The 16,028-nt window shown below is 45.8% G+C and carries 11 protein-coding genes; 2 read left to right on the top strand and 9 right to left on the bottom strand.

All coding sequences use genetic code 11. The features are described from left to right. Positions 1–169 precede the first annotated feature (169 nt). Positions 170–1,171 (bottom strand): UDP-glucose 4-epimerase GalE, encoded by a 1,002-nt coding sequence (gene galE, locus ASG89_RS12395; RefSeq protein ID WP_057311028.1) that lies wholly within the window; start codon positions 1,169–1,171, stop codon positions 170–172. Then, positions 1,172–2,353, bottom strand: coding sequence for a galactokinase (locus ASG89_RS12390; protein ID WP_057311027.1), 1,182 nt, complete (start codon positions 2,351–2,353; stop codon positions 1,172–1,174). A gap of 221 nt (positions 2,354–2,574) precedes the next feature. Between ASG89_RS12390 and ASG89_RS12385 the strand changes: the two genes are divergently transcribed. Beyond that, entirely contained in the window at positions 2,575–3,432 is an 858-nt protein-coding gene (locus ASG89_RS12385; protein ID WP_057311026.1) for an AraC family transcriptional regulator, read from the top strand. 311 nt (positions 3,433–3,743) lie between these two features. On the opposite strand, the gene ASG89_RS12380 is transcribed toward ASG89_RS12385, so the two are convergent. After that, positions 3,744–4,472: an alpha/beta fold hydrolase gene (locus ASG89_RS12380; protein WP_057311025.1), complete on the bottom strand. Its 729-nt coding sequence runs from the start codon at positions 4,470–4,472 to the stop codon at positions 3,744–3,746. 153 nt (positions 4,473–4,625) lie between these two features. On the opposite strand from ASG89_RS12380, the gene ASG89_RS12375 reads away from it, so the two are divergent. Then, on the top strand, positions 4,626–5,543 hold the full coding sequence (locus ASG89_RS12375; protein WP_235549738.1) for a helix-turn-helix transcriptional regulator: 918 nt from the start codon (positions 4,626–4,628) through the stop codon (positions 5,541–5,543). Between the two features lie 109 nt (positions 5,544–5,652). On the opposite strand, the gene ASG89_RS12370 is transcribed toward ASG89_RS12375, so the two are convergent. The 6 genes from ASG89_RS12370 to ASG89_RS12345 all read right to left on the bottom strand — a co-directional run bounded on the left by ASG89_RS12370 (position 5,653) and on the right by ASG89_RS12345 (position 15,804). Beyond that, positions 5,653–8,724 (bottom strand): response regulator, encoded by a 3,072-nt coding sequence (locus ASG89_RS12370; RefSeq protein WP_057311023.1) that lies wholly within the window; start codon positions 8,722–8,724, stop codon positions 5,653–5,655. 137 nt (positions 8,725–8,861) lie between these two features. Next, on the bottom strand, positions 8,862–10,862 hold the full coding sequence (locus ASG89_RS12365; RefSeq protein WP_057311022.1) for a methyl-accepting chemotaxis protein: 2,001 nt from the start codon (positions 10,860–10,862) through the stop codon (positions 8,862–8,864). 158 nt (positions 10,863–11,020) lie between these two features. Then, the gene (locus tag ASG89_RS12360; RefSeq protein ID WP_057311021.1) at positions 11,021–12,004 is read right to left on the bottom strand and encodes an ABC transporter permease; all 984 of its coding nucleotides are present in this window, start codon (positions 12,002–12,004) and stop codon (positions 11,021–11,023) included. Between the two features lies 1 nt (position 12,005). After that, positions 12,006–13,085 (bottom strand): ABC transporter permease, encoded by a 1,080-nt coding sequence (locus tag ASG89_RS12355; RefSeq protein WP_057311020.1) that lies wholly within the window; start codon positions 13,083–13,085, stop codon positions 12,006–12,008. After that, entirely contained in the window at positions 13,078–14,619 is a 1,542-nt protein-coding gene (locus tag ASG89_RS12350; protein ID WP_057311019.1) for an ABC transporter ATP-binding protein, read from the bottom strand. Before ASG89_RS12350 ends, ASG89_RS12355 begins: the two co-directional genes overlap by 8 nt. Before the next feature lie 135 nt (positions 14,620–14,754). Continuing rightward, entirely contained in the window at positions 14,755–15,804 is a 1,050-nt protein-coding gene (locus tag ASG89_RS12345; protein WP_057311018.1) for a BMP family lipoprotein, read from the bottom strand. Positions 15,805–16,028: the final 224 nt, after the last annotated feature.

Genomic DNA, 16,028 nt, shown 5'->3' with positions numbered 1-16,028 from the left:
GACTGCCCCAAATTGTGAAATAGTCCGATTTCACCGAACTATTCTACCAATTTCCGTAGTAACAGTAGGTTTAGGGTCTAAATCAAACTATATCCTACCAATCCCCGCTCCCCACACTAATCAACCTTAAAAGCCTGATAAGGGGATAGGTTCCGAGGTTCAGTTCAACTTACAAACTCGTTACTTCCGCCGCGTACCCCTTCGGGTGCTTCTGGTGCCAATTCCACGCGCTCTCAATGATCGCTTCCAAGGAATCCAGCGCTGGTTTCCAACCAAGCTCCGCTCTTGCACGCTCTGAAGATGCAATCAACGTTGCTGGATCACCAGCTCTACGTGGCTCTACTACCGCAGGGATCGCATGGCCTGTTACTTTGCGCGCGATATCGATCACTTGTTTCACGGAGAAGCCTGTGCCGTTGCCAAGGTTGTAAATGTTGCTGTCCGCACCGCCGCGCAGCTTCTCTACTGCAAGCACATGTGCGCTCGCTAGGTCGCTGACGTGGATATAATCACGAACACAAGTGCCGTCTTCTGTCGCATAATCTTCGCCAAAAATCGAGATGTGCGCTCTTTGACCCAGCGCTACTTGCAAAATAATCGGAATCAGATGCGTTTCCGGGCTGTGGTCTTCACCGATTTTGCCGCCAGCATGTGCGCCAGCTGCATTAAAGTAGCGCAGCGACACATATTTGATACCATGCGCAGTATCGAACCATTTCATCATTTTTTCCATCGCCAGCTTCGTTTCGCCATACGTATTCGTTGGCAGCGTACGATCGCTTTCAAGGATTGGAATGTTCTCAGGCTCGCCGTAAGTCGCAGCCGTTGACGAGAATACGATGCGTTTCACGCCGTATTGCGTCATTTTTTCAAGTAAGCAAAGCGTGCCGTACACATTGTTATGGTAGTATTTCGCCGGATTCGTCATGCTCTCACCGACAAGAGAATTCGCTGCAAAATGAATGATAGCATCGATACTATTTTCAGCAAAAACCGTATCCATGAACTCCCCATCGCGCAGATCGCCAACGTAAAGTTTACCGCCAAGCACCGCGTCCTTGTGACCTTGCTGTAGATTATCGACGATAACAACTTCTTCACCTTTGGCCAGAAGCTCTGCTACCGCATGCGATCCAATATATCCCGCTCCACCTGTAACTAGAATTGCCATTTACAACGCCTCCTCAAGTTGCTCTACACCGTTGCCAATATCACATACGTAGAAGCTTGGTGTAAGCCCTGTAATTTCTGTATATTCCGCGCCCACTTGGTCGATAAACGTTTGAACGCTGTCTTCATGCACTAAGGAAACCGTACAACCGCCGAATCCTGCACCCGTCATCCGCGCCCCAAGCACACCTGGCACCTTCAATGCTGCTGCTACCATCGTATCAAGCTCTACGCCCGTTACTTCATACAGGTCACGCAAGGAATCATGGGAACCGATCATCAGCTTGCCGAAGGATTCAAGGTCATTCTTCTCCAGAACTTCGATGGATTTCAACACGCGATCAATCTCTTCCACAACGTGCTCTGCTCTACGACGAACCGTTTCGTCTGGGATCAGATGTTTATATTCGTTAAACTGCTCAAGGTTCAATTGACCAAGCAGCGTGATGTCTGGGAATTGCTTTTGCAAGTAGGTAACCGCTTGCTCGCATTGGCTTCTTCTCTCGTTGTAAGCGGAGTCGACGAGACCTCTGCGTTTATTCGTGTTGCCGATCACAAGCTTATAACTGCCGCTTTGAAAAGGAACATGACGATACTCCAGCGTATCGCACATCAATAGGATCGCATTGTCTTTCTTGCCATTCGCTACAGCGAATTGGTCCATGATGCCGCAATTTACGCCAACGAATTGGTTTTCTGTTTCTTGTGCGAGCAGCGCGATTTTGACTGTATCCACTGGATATTTCTCTAGTGTCAGTAAGCTGTAAGCTGTCACAACCTCGATGGAAGCGGAGGAAGAGAGTCCTGCACCATTCGGAATTTCACCGTGGAACAAAAGATCATAACCTTGCGTAACTGGAAAGCCTGCTTTCGCTAAGTGAACGAAGATCCCTTTCGGATAATTCATCCAATCATCTTCTTCTTGGTAGGACAAGTCGTCTATGGAAATTTGTTTGCGTAGTGCCAAATTGGTGGACGCGAAGCCAATCACACGATCTTGTCTTGGACGAATGATCAAGGTCGTTCCGAACGTCAAAGCTGCCGGGAATACATAACCACCGTTATAATCCGTATGCTCGCCGATCAAATTCACTCGACCAGGAGCGTGAAATGCTGAGATTTTCGCAGCCGTTTCTCCGTAAATTTCAATAAACGTGTCTTTTAGAGCTTGCAAATCTGCCATGTGTGGCACCGCCTTTTGTGGTATTGGTATGTTTGCTGGGTTGTTGTTAGCTATGTTGTTTGTGTAACTTCATAGTTTAAGTATAAGAGATACGCCAAGGATTGGCTATGGAGGCATGTTATTTCTACATGGAAAAATGTGATTTGCCGATTCCGCTTTATGTGAGATTTATGATACAGTGAAGGGAACGAATGGTCTTCGAACGGAGATGAGGAATCGTCATGCTAAAACCAGAAAGCTATTATGTTGTATCCAACCCTCTTCCTGCTGGGGAGAGCGACTTCACCGTATTATTTGCAGGGGAAAGCCAGACCAAGCCAGAGCATCGCCTTGGACCGAAAGTCTATGACTATTACTTAATCCATTATGTGTTATCGGGCCGCGGCGTATTCTCTACACATGGAGAAGAGTATGCCATCGGCGCTGGTGACAGCTTCGTCATTGAACCGGAACAACTAATTAGCTACGTCTCAGATGAGTTGGATCCGTGGCATTATTGTTGGATAGCCTTTAATGGCGCGCAAGCGGCAAAGCTCGTTGGTGAGGCTCGTCTCACGCCCGCGAACCCCATCATCCACAACGCGCGCAATCGGCATATGCCTGTGCTTTTTCGCCAGATCCAGCTCGCGCTCAAATCGAAGAAATCCAATGCGCAGCTTAAGGCGACGGGCTATCTCAGCCTACTGCTCGGCGAATACTGCGAAACCCTTTCTACTCCTGTAATAACAGGACTCGTAACGGAAGATGAAAGCGACCGTATCGTGCAGCAGGCAATCCACTACTTGTCCACGCAATATGCGGAACCCATCACCATCGAGATGATGGCTGAGAGCTTGGGCTACAATCGCGCCTATCTGTCGCGCATGTTCAAGCGGCACACCAAGGTGACGCCGGTAACCTTCCTGCTCAAGCTCCGCGTCGATAAGGCGCGGCTGCTGCTACGGGAACGGCTAGAGCTCACAATTGAGCAGATTGCGGCATCTGTAGGCTTCTATGACCCACTGTATTTCTCTAAGCAGTTCAGACGCTGGTATGGCGTCTCGCCGAGCGAGTATCGGAGTCAGATCAAATTGCTCTGATTGTAGGAAGGTACCCAACATAAAATCAGCCTATGGCTGACGGCGGGAGTCACCCCGCACGCTCTTCTTCGAGTTTTTGAGGGGAATTTTTGGGGAAATATCGAATTAAATGAACAGCATGGTAATCGTGAATTATGTGAAGAGGAGAATTGGTAGTAAGAACGGGGATGACACCCGACAATCGATCTCGGTTTATACTTTTATTGAATCCATAACTAACAATTTATTATTGATTCAATTTTTGAGGTTGAATAGGATACTGTGAAACCTTACCACAAGTAACTGCAAATTTTTCTACACAACAAGTAAAGCTACCTTAGTTCTTTTGTTACAAAGTCTAAAAGTATTGTTCGCAAACCTTCCGGATTACTAATCATAGGTAAATGTCCCGTATTCAAATTTCGTACAGATTGCGGGGCAAAGGTTGAGATCATCTTATCTTGTAATGAAGGACTGAGCTCTTTATCTTTATTGAGTTTCACATACAGTTTTGGTACATTCGGAACAGGCGCGTTGATTCTATCGGTATATATGCGTACGGCCTCAGGAATGAATCCATTTACAATATCCGTAGCTTGGTCGGGTAAAAGGTCGTTGCATAACCCTGAGCGGATGGAAGACTCCGGAGGTTTTGTGCCTAGGGTACGCAGAATTACAGACATTAGAATCCTCTGAGCAACCGGCAAAATGGATATAAATGAACCGCCGCGCTTTGGAATTGCTGCTCCTACAGCTACAATCCCCGCCAATCGGTCCTGGATTAAAGAGGCCAGCCTAAGCGCAAAAACGCCCCCAAGTGAATGTGCAACAATGACAATGTTGTGATGAGTCCCCCATTCATCCACTTGTCTTTTCATTTGTGTCACATAATCCTCCAAAGAAAGATCGCTTCTTGAATCAAAGGAACCTTTCCTCTGAGGAAACTCAGCAAGTAAACAAGGATGTTCGAACCCCTCCACAACTTTACTCCAAACAAGACCTTCCAAGCCTGCCCCATTGATGAAGACGAAACCTATTTTTTGTGCTGATTGCTTAACCATCCTGATCATGCCCCCGCTCTTCGTTGGTTTAGATGACTTATAGGATAATAGTAGCAATTAAATAAGACAGCTTATGTCTTATTAATAAAATATAATGAAATAAATGTTTAGAAATGAGGTGGGCCCTTGCAAAAATCACAGCGTCTCATCCAAATGATAATGAGGATCAACGCCAAACCCCATTTTACCGTTAGAGAACTAGCTGATGAATTCGGTCTGTCCACTCGAACGATTACGAGGGATTTGCTGGAGTTAAGTGAACTCGGTGTTCCGGTATATGCCATTCAGGGAAGAGGAGGAGGCTTCAGGCTGCTCCAAGAAAGACTTCTACCACCCATCAGCTTTACAGAGGGTGAAGCGATCTCCATGTTTTTTGCATGTCAGACGATGGATTATTTCAGCGCTTTACCTTTTGGCGAGGGGGCAGACTCCGCACTTCATAAGTTTTATCATTATTTGCCTGCTGATGTGAAGGAACAAATTGACCGGCTGAAGAACAGAATCATGTTCTGGAATCCTTATCGATCCATGTCAGCAGAAATTCTTCAAACTCTCCTGAAGGCTCTAATGATCGGTCGTGTAGTCAACATCGCGTACAAATCGAGCAGCGGTGTATCGGAGCGGAATATTCAGCCGATCGGTCTGTACGCCAGTTCGGGTTATTGGTATTGTCCCGCTTATTGCTTCAATAAAGAGGACATAAGGCAGTTCAGAGCAGATCGGATCCTTTCCGCTGCGCTCAACGAAACCATTCCTTGCCGAGCAGACATAAGCCAGAAGACTTTATTGGATAAACCCGCTAAGGATGATCAGGAACAGACTACACTCGAACTTGAGATGACAGGCAAAGGAAGATGGCTGTTGGAATCGAACCCTCGCTTTGGTCCATTCATCATGCAGAATGAAGATGGAAGCGGAGCCCTAACTATGCAAATAGCGGCAGAGGATATGCGTTTCTATGTGGACTCCATCTGGCAATTCGGGGATGAAATCAAAGTAGTGGCCCCCGCTGAGGCCACGGTATACATCCAGCAAAAAATTGAAGCTATGCGAATACTTTATCTTCGCTGAACTTACCAGTACATCAACGCAGTCAAAATTTGATAAAAAAAATAAAAACAGCGGCAGCCCTGGACATTCGTTCCCCGTCCATGGCCACCGCTGTTTCTTTGTTTGGGTTTTATTTCTCTTGAGCATTTGCTGCCAAATACTCCGCAATAGCCTGATTAACCTGAACCAACCTGATCTCCGCTGTCTCCAGAAGCCCTTCCAGCAACTCCACAGAACCCTGATGGATCGCCGTTTGAAGCTCATCAGACGTATGGCTGAGTGGTGTTGCTCCGATGTTGGAGGCCACACCCTTCAGTGTATGAGCAATCAATAGCGCTTCGGAATAGTCTTTTTCCTTTATCGCCTCTCGCACTCCCTCTATCGCGTCTGCATGGTTCGAAACAAACTTATGCAAAATCCGCTCATAGAGATTCATATTTTGTCCCAGACGTCCTAACGCTTCTTCCGGATTCAGTGCAGGCAAAGCCTCGATTTGTTTCGCTGCTGCGACTTCGGCATAACCTCTCACTCGCGTGCTCTGAATCGTCCGTTGTAAGACACTGAATAACTGAATAGGCTCAAATGGCTTTGAAATATACGCATCCATGCCTGCTTCCAACACTTGTTCTTTAATCCCTTGCATCGCATCGGCTGTCATCGCAATAATCGGCGTTTCTTGATCAAAATCTCGGATATTTCTAGTGGCTTCAAAACCATCCATTAAGGGCATCTGCAAATCCATTAAGATCGCATCATATTGCTTAGTTGACGCTTTCTTCAACGCTTCGATGCCATTCTCTGCTACGTCCACTCGAATATCCATCTCCTGAAGAATAGCCTGCGCCACCTGTTGGTTGATTTCATTGTCTTCCACTAGTAAGACCTCCGTGTTACGGAGCATGTGCAGTTTTTTGGCTTCATTCTCACTCTGTGGTGATGCGATTTTCATCTGTAGCTGTTCTTGGAACAAGTTCGTTATTTGATTATATAACTGAGACTGGCTCATTGGATAATAGAGCACCTTTTTCACAGACGCCGTCTGAGATTTCAGCTGAAGCTCCGATTCATGATACGAACTGATCAGTACGATAGCTTGCACAGGTGTCGCATACTCCAGCTTTATTTTCTCCGCCAAGGCGTGTGCCTTCTCATCCTGAAGGTTCCAATCAATCATAACCAGATCATAACGGCCGCTTACACTAATTTGTTCCAGTGCACTTTGAGCAGAATCTACTGCATTCACAATAAACTGGAACTGTTCCAGTTGACTCTTCAGAACAAGTCGCATTTCCTCGTCATCACAAATGAGAAGCACCCGCAGAAACTTCAAATACGACGCTACTGGCGCACTGAATAAATGCTCCGAGCCTACTTCGAACTTCACTGTGAAGATGAAGGAACTCCCTGTCCCAAGCTCACTCTCGACATACATCTCCCCCTGCATCAACTCTACGATACTCTTGCTGATGACTAGACCAAGACCTGTTCCTCCGTATTTACGAGTCGTTGACATATCCGCTTGTGTGAATCCGTGGAACAATAAAGCTTGCTGCTCAGGTGTCATCCCAATGCCTGTATCCCGCACTTCAAATCGAAGCGAAACCCCGCTGTCATCTTGAGAGGAAACGCTTACCGTAATCCCAATTTCACCTTCATCCGTAAATTTCAAAGCGTTATTCACCAAATTGAGTAAAACTTGATTCAATCGGAACGGATCACCATTCAATACTTGAGGTACCTCATGATGGATGGAGAAATGCAGCTTCAATCCTTTCTCATACAACGAAAATCCGATGATATTCGATATATTGCTCATAATTTCATACAAATCAAAATCGATGCGTTCCAGAACAATTTTCTTCGCTTCAATTTTCGAGAAATCAAGAATATCACTGATGATCGTCAGCAAGCTTTTGGCCGAAAGCACCGTCTTCCCGACGTAATCCTTCTGCCGCTCCGTTAGATCTGTTTGCTGCAGCAAATAATTGAGTCCGATGATTGCATTCATAGGTGTGCGTATTTCGTGGCTCATATTCGCCAGAAATTCACTCTTTGCCCGGTTAGCGGATTCAGCTAATTCCTTGGCATCAGCAAGAAGCAGATTCTTGCTTTCAAGCTCTGATGTACGTTCGTCCACCAACACTTCAAGATGGTCTTTGTACTGATTCAGAGTCTCTTCGGCCTGCTTACGTTCGGTAATATCGACACCCGCAAAGATAACACCGCCCACATCTCCGGTTTCTGTCCAAATCAAGTTATTGCTCCACCCGTAAAGGCGCTCTTCACCAGAATTATCTACGATGGGCGACTCAAAATAGTCCGACAAAGCATCGCCATCCATGAATTCTTGGTATCGCCGTCTTCTCATTTCTAAGAGATGCTCGGGCCCGCAAACATCAAACCAGTTCTTACCTAAGACATCGGTTCCCTCATAACCCAGCACCTTGCATCCCTTACGATTCAACAGCTCCACTCGGCCATTTCGGTCCAAAACAACAATCATGACATCAATAAGATCGAGATAGCTTTGCGCTTTCTCTTTCTCCTTCATCAACTTCTGTTCGCCCTTCCTCCGCACGGATCGCGTCTGCATCGCAAGAGCAGTCCCAACGGCTATGGCCAAAATCGTGAAAATACTCCCCATCCAAAGCGCTAGCTCACGTTGCTTGGATGTACGATCTACATCCCTTTGGGTTCCCATCAAATTGTAAGCAATCCACTTCTGCAAGCTTGCATCGGTTAGCTCTCGATTCGATGCAAGCTTGTCCAACAAGCTCTTCCCCATGACATAATCACCGGATTGTACGGCATCGATGATAAGCTGACCCTTCTGCAAATAATCTATTGTTTTACCCGACACTTCCATATAAATCTGTTTTTCACTCTCGGAGTTGATGAAAGACTCATAGCCGCGATACTTCTCATCAAACTGTCGGCGGACATCCTGATATGAGATAATCACGGTAAGAAGGGCATTCTTATCCGTTTCCAGTAACATTTTATGCAAAAGAACTCTTTCCTGTGTAATGAGCTCTTGCATCTCTACAATTCTAGCAATACTCGGCATCCAATTCGACTTGACATGGTCAAGGGTCCCCTTCAAAGCAAACATCTGATAGAAGTTCGTCCCAATGACTGCTATTAGTAAAGCAATGATGATGATAAAAGTCCACATCGACTTTATCAAAGTAGCCGCTTTCATTTAGACTCACCCCTCTAAGCCGATTATAACATATCACCTTTCGCTATAGTATAAATGAACTATTCAAATCATGACCAAAGACACCCGATTCTCCAAAAAAAACGCCTCTTCCGACAAATGGAAGAAGCATTCTATCGTTATTTTAATCGAAAATGGCTGATTTGTTCTTGTAATGCTACAGCTAGCTCACTCAGCGACTCTGAAGACGAAGTTATTTCTTCCATAGACTGCAGTTGCCCAGATGCTGACGATGCAATGGACTGCAACTCATTTAGTCCCTGTTTAACGATAATGACTGTCTCCTGAGAAGATGCTGCAACTTCCTCTGTTCCAGCAGAAATTTGCTGAGTTGCCGCGGAGACTTCCTGAATCTGATCATTAACCATCTGAATGGAGCTATGAATGTAATTAAAAACATCTCCAGCTGTCTCCAGTAGTGCGGAGCCCTTCTCAACTTCAATTAGTCCACCTTGCATTGACGTAGAGGCCTCATTCGTTGCATCAATCGTCTCCCCTATCATTGTGGTAATGTCTATAGTCGCCTTACTGGTTTGTTCAGCAAGCTTCTTGACCTCGCTAGCAACAACAGCGAAGCCTCTGCCATGCTCCCCTGCCCTTGCTGCTTCAATGGATGCATTCAAGGATAATAGGTTGGTTTGTGTCGCAATCTCGGAAATAACACCGACAATGTGCCGTATTTGTTCCGACTTCCCCTCTAAATGGCGCATAACTTCAGCCGTTTGCACAACTGATCGACTTACACTGTTCATTTGAGTAATCGCCTGTTGGATCTCAGCATTCCCTCGAATAACTTCTTGAACAACATTTTGCGCTGTTTCCGAAACATCGGCAGAAGACTCAGCAATTTTTTGTATGCCTGCAGCCATCTCCCCCATCGCAGTGGATATTTGCTCTGAAGCTTCGTAGTTCGCTTCAGAACCTTGTACAACTCCCTGAACAGCTTGTTTAATGTGGTCTGATGCTTTGGTTGACTCGCTCGCTATCGCAGTCAACTGCTCTGAGGAGGCAGCCGTATGTGAAACGGCATCCGATATTTTGCTAATGATGGCTGTAAAGGAATCTAGCATGGCATTAATATTGTTGCGCATTGCGGCGATTTCATCTTTCCCTTTGGAGCTGAGTCTTCCAGATAAATTACCTTGACCAACTTGCTGCATAAGCGTGGAAATCTGGGTAATTGGTCGGATGACCACACGAGATATAACGATAGCTAACGCAGCAACAAGCAAGGCAGAAATCACTAAAATGAGGTAGGAAACGTTCCGAATCTGATCAACCTTTTGAAACACCTCAGATTTCTCAGCAGTTAAAAGGATTTTCCAGCCTGTCGCCTCGATCGTATTGAATGCGGCAGATTTCGCAGTACCGTCTGGCTCCTTGTATTCAATATATCCTTCCTTCTCAGCAAAGACTGTATTTTTGTACAGATTTAATTTCTCTGTTGTGGAAGATTCCTCTAGCTTTTGCCCCGTTTTCTTAGGGTGTACGAGATACGTCCCAGTGGGTGAAAGCAAGTAACCATACCCTGTTTCTCCGAATTTAATCAGTTTCATAATCGACTGCATTTGCTCTGGACTCACGAAGGCCTGAACGATCCCGCGGAATACTCCACCATTATCAATAAGAGGGACATCGATTATGAGAATGCTCTTGCCACTGCTCTCCTCTTTTATGATGTCGGAAACCGCCACTTTTTTCTCTGCAGCAGCTTTCTTGTAGTTATCAAACTTGGTTGCATCTATTTTGCCTCCTGCTGTGTCTGTGGACATTCCCTTAGGATCAACATAAGCAAAACGATATACTTCAGGGTCACTCTCCGCCATTACCTTCAGCACAGGCATAATCAGCTTCGTATCGCTATCCATAAATTCGGGATGTGTTTTAACAATGGATTGTATGGAGGTGATTTTACTATTCAACCAAGAATTGATCTCAGCTGCATTAAACTCTACCATTTGCTTCTGATGCTGCATCGTTTCCGACTCGATGGTTGATGCGGATTGGGCACTCAGAATGAGCATAGAAATAAGAAGCGGAATCAACGAAACTGCCAATAACAGGAGCGTCAATTTTCTCTTAAGTGATTTGGTACTGAATATATTCCGTAAAATTGGCATGAGGGTATCCTTTCTTCTGTCAGACGATTAAAATTTTGAATAGTCAGTTAGATATAAAATTCTCCATAATTCGACATAACCCCTCCTTATTGCGATACATCTTGCAATAAAAAAGCACCATCACGGGATCAATCCCATGATGGTGCTTATTCATCAATCTATCTCTTGCCTGGATCGTACGGCTCGCCCAGTGCTGATGGTGCTTTCGCGCGGCCCACAGCTCCTGCCAATACAAGGATTGTCAGTACGTAAGGCAGCATGTAGAGGAATTCCTGCGGAATGTCCTTGGAGAAGTCGAACAACCGCATGAAATTGTTGAGTGCTTGCGCCATTCCGAAGAATACCGCGGCGCCCAGTGCACCAAATGGATGCCATTTGCCGAAGATCATCGCCGCCATCGCAATAAAGCCTTGCCCCGAGATCGTGTTATGCGAGAACGCACTTGTTGTCGTTAGCGTAATCGTCGCCCCCCCGAGACCAGCTAGCAGTCCGCTGATCAGAACAGCGAGATAACGGATGCGTTTCACTTTAATCCCAACGGTATCTGCGGCACTCGGATGCTCACCAACGGCGCGCAAGCGCAACCCGAAAGGTGTCTTGAACAGCACATACCACGTCACGAAGACGAGAATTAACGCGATGTACGTCGTTGGGTACGCCGTGAAAAGCGCATACCCGATATACGGAATCTTGGAGAGAAGCGGAATTTCCCATTTGGAGAATACATCATTCAGGGTTTCGGTTTGACCCGCACCGTCGAATAATACTTTCACCAAGTACAACGTCACGCCAGCTGCCAAGAAGTTGATAACCACACCGCTGATGACTTGATTCGCTTTGAACGATATCGTCGCAACCGCATGAATCAAAGCGAAGATCAAGGCGAATAGCAGCGCACATAAGAGTCCAATCCACGGGGACCAGATACCCATGTTCGCTTCTTCCGCATAGTAAGTACCAACAGCAGAAGCGAACGCGCCGGAAACCATCAGACCCTCGATTCCGATATTGACGATACCAGAGCGCTCCGAGTATATACCACCCAAAGCCCCGAAGATAAGCGCCGTGGAATACACCAGTGTTGTATTAATAAGTTCACTGAATTTCGTAAAGAACGCATTAAGCATACTGAGCAGGTCCATATTACGAAGCCCTCTCTTTCTTGCGTTTGCCGTAGAACGGGATCAGTACCCATTTGACAATACCTTGGGTAGCAACGAAGAAAATCACCGAGCCGATGACAATACGGATAATTTCTGGCGGTACATCTGCACCAAAGCTCATCCCCGCAGAACCATAAGATAAGCCACCGAAAAGGACAGCGCCCAGCACAACACCTATCGGATTGTTGGCACCGAGCAAGGATACCGCGATACCATCGAATCCATACCCCGGCGTGCCTGCCGCAACGACCTGATAATGGAAGACACCGAGAACTTCGAACACACCAGCAAGTCCTGCAAACACTCCGGAGATAAACATCGCCTTAATGATGTTCTTATTCACGTTCATACCCGCATACTTCGCCGCATCGATATTATGCCCTACGGCACGCAGTTCGTAGCCTTGCTTCGTTTTCCAAAGAATCAGATAGAAGACGACTGCGGCTAGAATGGCAATCAAGGTTCCCCAGTGGAGCCTCGCATGGTTCATCGCTTCCGACAACCAGCCGATACTGAGTGATGCCGAGTCTTGAATCATATAAGAACGTTGCTGCTTCGGCTCAAGAAGGAATGCATTCACGATATAGTTGGACAAGAACAACGAGATCCAGTTCAACATGATCGTGGTGATCACTTCGTTAACGCCTCGCTTCGCTTTCAAATAGCCTGCAATAGCGCCCCATAGGCCGCCGATTAACGCGCCGACAATGACTGCAAGTGGAGCGTGGATGATCCATGGCAGGCCATGGATTTTGACACCAATAAAGGTAGCCCCCGTCATCCCCATCACGAACTGACCTTCCGCACCAATATTGAACAACCCTGTACGGAAAGCGAAGGCAACGGATAAACCGGTCAAAATAAGTGGCGTAATCGCCCGAATTGACTCCCCGATATCATACGGACTACCCAAAATCCGAGAGAACAATGATCCATACGCAGTAATAGGATTGTAACCGCCAGCCAGCATGACAAGCGCTCCGAATAGCAGCCCCAGTACGATTGCCACCAAGGGATTGACCGCTGATTCACTTGTAAAAACGCGAACAATTTTATTCATGAAGGGCTCCTTTCTCGGCGCGCTTACTGCCTGCCATGAGCAGACCGATCTCCTGATCGTTCGTATCCTGCGGCATCACTTCGCCAACAATCTGACCTTCGTAGATAACGGCAATGCGATCCGAAACATTCATAATTTCATCCAACTCAAAAGAAATCAACAACACCGCTTTCCCTTTATTCCGCTGCTCTATCAACATCCGATGCACGAATTCGATCGCACCTACATCCAGACCACGAGTCGGCTGTGCCGCAATCAGCAGATTTGGATTCTTATGTATTTCCCTCGCAATAATCGCCTTTTGTTGATTCCCACCAGACAAGGAGCGTGCCTTGTTGTAAATGCTCGGTGTACGCACATCGAACTGCTTAATCAATGCCTCCGCATGCTTATCGATGGCCTCATAGTTCAGAAAACCGCCTTTGTTATACGCAGGATGGAAGTACGTTTCCAGCACCATATTTTCACTCATCGTAAAATCAAGCACCAACCCGTGTTTATGCCGATCCTCAGGGATATGCGATAATCCGGCCTCCGAGATCTCCCTCGGTGTTTGGTTCGTAATGTCGCTGCCCATGAGCAGCACCTTGCCGCTATCCACGTTACGCAAACCTGTCAACGCTTCGATCAATTCACTTTGACCGTTGCCATCTACACCTGCGATACCCAGAATTTCTCCAGCCTTCACTTCAAAATTAAGCCCTTTAAGCGAAGCTAATCCCTGCTGATTACGCACCATCAAATCTTTCACTTGGAGAACAGGTTCGCCAAGTTTCACAGCTTCTTTCGTTACTTTAAAGGAGACATCACGTCCGACCATTTTCTCGGCCAAAATTTGCGGATTCGCCTGGGCACATGCCAAGGAATCGATCACTTTACCGCGACGAATAATCGTTACCGTGTCGGCGATCTCCATAATTTCTTTAAGCTTATGTGTAATGAGAATAATGGACTTGCCCTCTTTCACAAGGTTACGCATAATGACCATCAATTCACTAATCTCTTGCGGCGTTAGTACAGCTGTAGGCTCATCAAAAATGAGAATATCGGCGCCGCGATACAGCGTTTTCAATATTTCAACACGCTGCTGCATACCGACAGAAATATCTTCAATTCTGGCTTTTGGATCCACACGTAAACCATATTGCTCGGATAGCTTGCGCACTTTATCTTGTGCTGTTTTAATATCCACATTCATACCACGCTTGGGTTCCATCCCCAAGATGATGTTTTCCGTTACTGTAAAGGGTTGTACCAATTTGAAATGTTGATGCACCATCCCGATGCCGAGCTCAATGGCTCGATTCGGACTGTCGATGAAAACCTCGTTACCTTGTACATAAATACTACCTTCATCCGGTTGATATAAACCGAACACAATATTCATCAGTGTTGATTTGCCTGCACCATTCTCACCAAGCAAGGCATGAATTTCGCCTTTTCTCAGCTTCAAGCTAATAGCATCATTCGCTACGATGCCTGGAAACCGTTTTGTAATGTTGCGAAGTTCAACAACTGGGACTGTTTCACTCATCAGATCACCCTAAGGATCAATTTTTTTAATACGAAAAATACGGGCTAAAACTAAAGAACAAGGCTAGTTAATATAACTAGCCTTGTTTGTACAGAAGCAAACCTATCGTTCTTACCACTAACGTCAGTTCGACGCTTATGGTTTTTCAGGAACTTTGATTTCGCCGCTAATAATTTTGGCTTTGTACTCGTCAACTTTTTTCAAAATGTCAGCAGAAACGTTTTTCTTGGATGTTTCAGGAAGGCCTACACCATCATCTTTCAGACCCAAAGTAACGACTTTACCACCTTGGAATTTGTTGCTGATGACATCTTTAGATACGCGAAGGACTGCAGAATCAACACGCTTCAACATGGATGTAAGTGTTACTTCATCACCAAACTCAAGGGATTGGTCTTTATCTACACCGATAACCCATACTTTTTTACCGTTTTTCGCGCGATCTTTCGCTTCGTTGAACACACCATTACCTGTGGATCCAGCTGCGTGGAAAATAATATCAGCGCCATCGTTGTAGATCGTTGCTGCCGCTGCTTTACCAAGGTCAGGCTTGTCGAAAGCACCTGTGTAGTTGATTTGAATTTTGGCATCTGGTTTTACTGCTTTAACACCAGCTACGAAACCTGCCTCGAAACGTTTGATAACCGGGATGTCGATACCGCCAACGAAACCGATTTTATTTGTTTTTGTTGTAAGACCTGCTACCACACCAACAAGGTAAGAACCTTCTTGCTCGGAGAAAGTAACGGATTCTACGTTCGGAGCTTCTACAACGTTATCAATGATCGCAAGTTTTGCGTTAGGGTTTTGAGTTGCTACTGTTTTAACAGCATCACCCATCAAGAAACCAATACCCCAAGTCAGGTTGTAGCCATCTTTAACGAATTGATTCAAGTTAGGTGTATAGTCTGCATCACTTTTACTTTCAAGGTTTTTCACGGAAGCGCTTGTTTGTTTCTTCAGTAGTGTCAAGCCTTCCCAAGCGCTTTGGTTAAAGGACTTGTCGTTAACGCCACCGATATCTGTAACCATGCCGATTTTGAAGTCTTTACCTGTGTTGTCACTTGCTGCTGCACTTGCTGCTGGTGATGCGGATGAACCTGTCTCTTCTTTTTTGGCACAACCGGAAATCACTAATGCAGAAACCGTTACAGTCATCAGAACTGTTGAAAAAATCTTCTTCATCGATTTTACCCCCATCGTATCATCATTTAATTGAAACCATGAAGCCCCACACTGTAGGTTGACCAAATTCAGTTAAATTATGTAAGTTGACTTCAATTTAAGTGTATCATCTGGATTGCTATCAGAAAAGCGAATCTTCTAAATGATTCACGCAATTCGTCATGTCACACAAGTTAACATGCCACTTTTTGTTTTTCCCGACAATATAGGTTCAAAGCCCCAAT

The organism is Paenibacillus sp. Soil766, from assembly GCF_001428105.1.
Lineage (GTDB): Bacteria > Bacillota > Bacilli > Paenibacillales > NBRC-103111 > Paenibacillus_E.
The sequence above is the reverse complement of the archived record's forward strand: the minus strand, read 5'-3'. Positions and strand labels throughout refer to the sequence as shown.

Bases quoted from the DNA above. Each gene is read 5' to 3' on its own strand.
- galE (WP_057311028.1), bottom strand. From the start codon at position 1,171: ATGGCAATTCTAGTTACAGGTGGAGCGGGATATATTGGATCGCATGCG.
- ASG89_RS12350 (WP_057311019.1), bottom strand. From the start codon at position 14,619: ATGAGTGAAACAGTCCCAGTTGTTGAACTTCGCAACATTACAAAACGG.
- ASG89_RS12390 (WP_057311027.1), bottom strand. From the start codon at position 2,353: ATGGCAGATTTGCAAGCTCTAAAAGACACGTTTATTGAAATTTACGGA.
- ASG89_RS12375 (WP_235549738.1), top strand. From the start codon at position 4,626: ATGATAATGAGGATCAACGCCAAACCCCATTTTACCGTTAGAGAACTA.
- ASG89_RS12355 (WP_057311020.1), bottom strand. From the start codon at position 13,085: ATGAATAAAATTGTTCGCGTTTTTACAAGTGAATCAGCGGTCAATCCC.
- ASG89_RS12385 (WP_057311026.1), top strand. From the start codon at position 2,575: ATGCTAAAACCAGAAAGCTATTATGTTGTATCCAACCCTCTTCCTGCT.
- ASG89_RS12345 (WP_057311018.1), bottom strand. From the start codon at position 15,804: ATGAAGAAGATTTTTTCAACAGTTCTGATGACTGTAACGGTTTCTGCA.
- ASG89_RS12360 (WP_057311021.1), bottom strand. From the start codon at position 12,004: ATGGACCTGCTCAGTATGCTTAATGCGTTCTTTACGAAATTCAGTGAA.
- ASG89_RS12380 (WP_057311025.1), bottom strand. From the start codon at position 4,472: ATGGTTAAGCAATCAGCACAAAAAATAGGTTTCGTCTTCATCAATGGG.
- ASG89_RS12370 (WP_057311023.1), bottom strand. From the start codon at position 8,724: ATGAAAGCGGCTACTTTGATAAAGTCGATGTGGACTTTTATCATCATC.
- ASG89_RS12365 (WP_057311022.1), bottom strand. From the start codon at position 10,862: ATGCCAATTTTACGGAATATATTCAGTACCAAATCACTTAAGAGAAAA.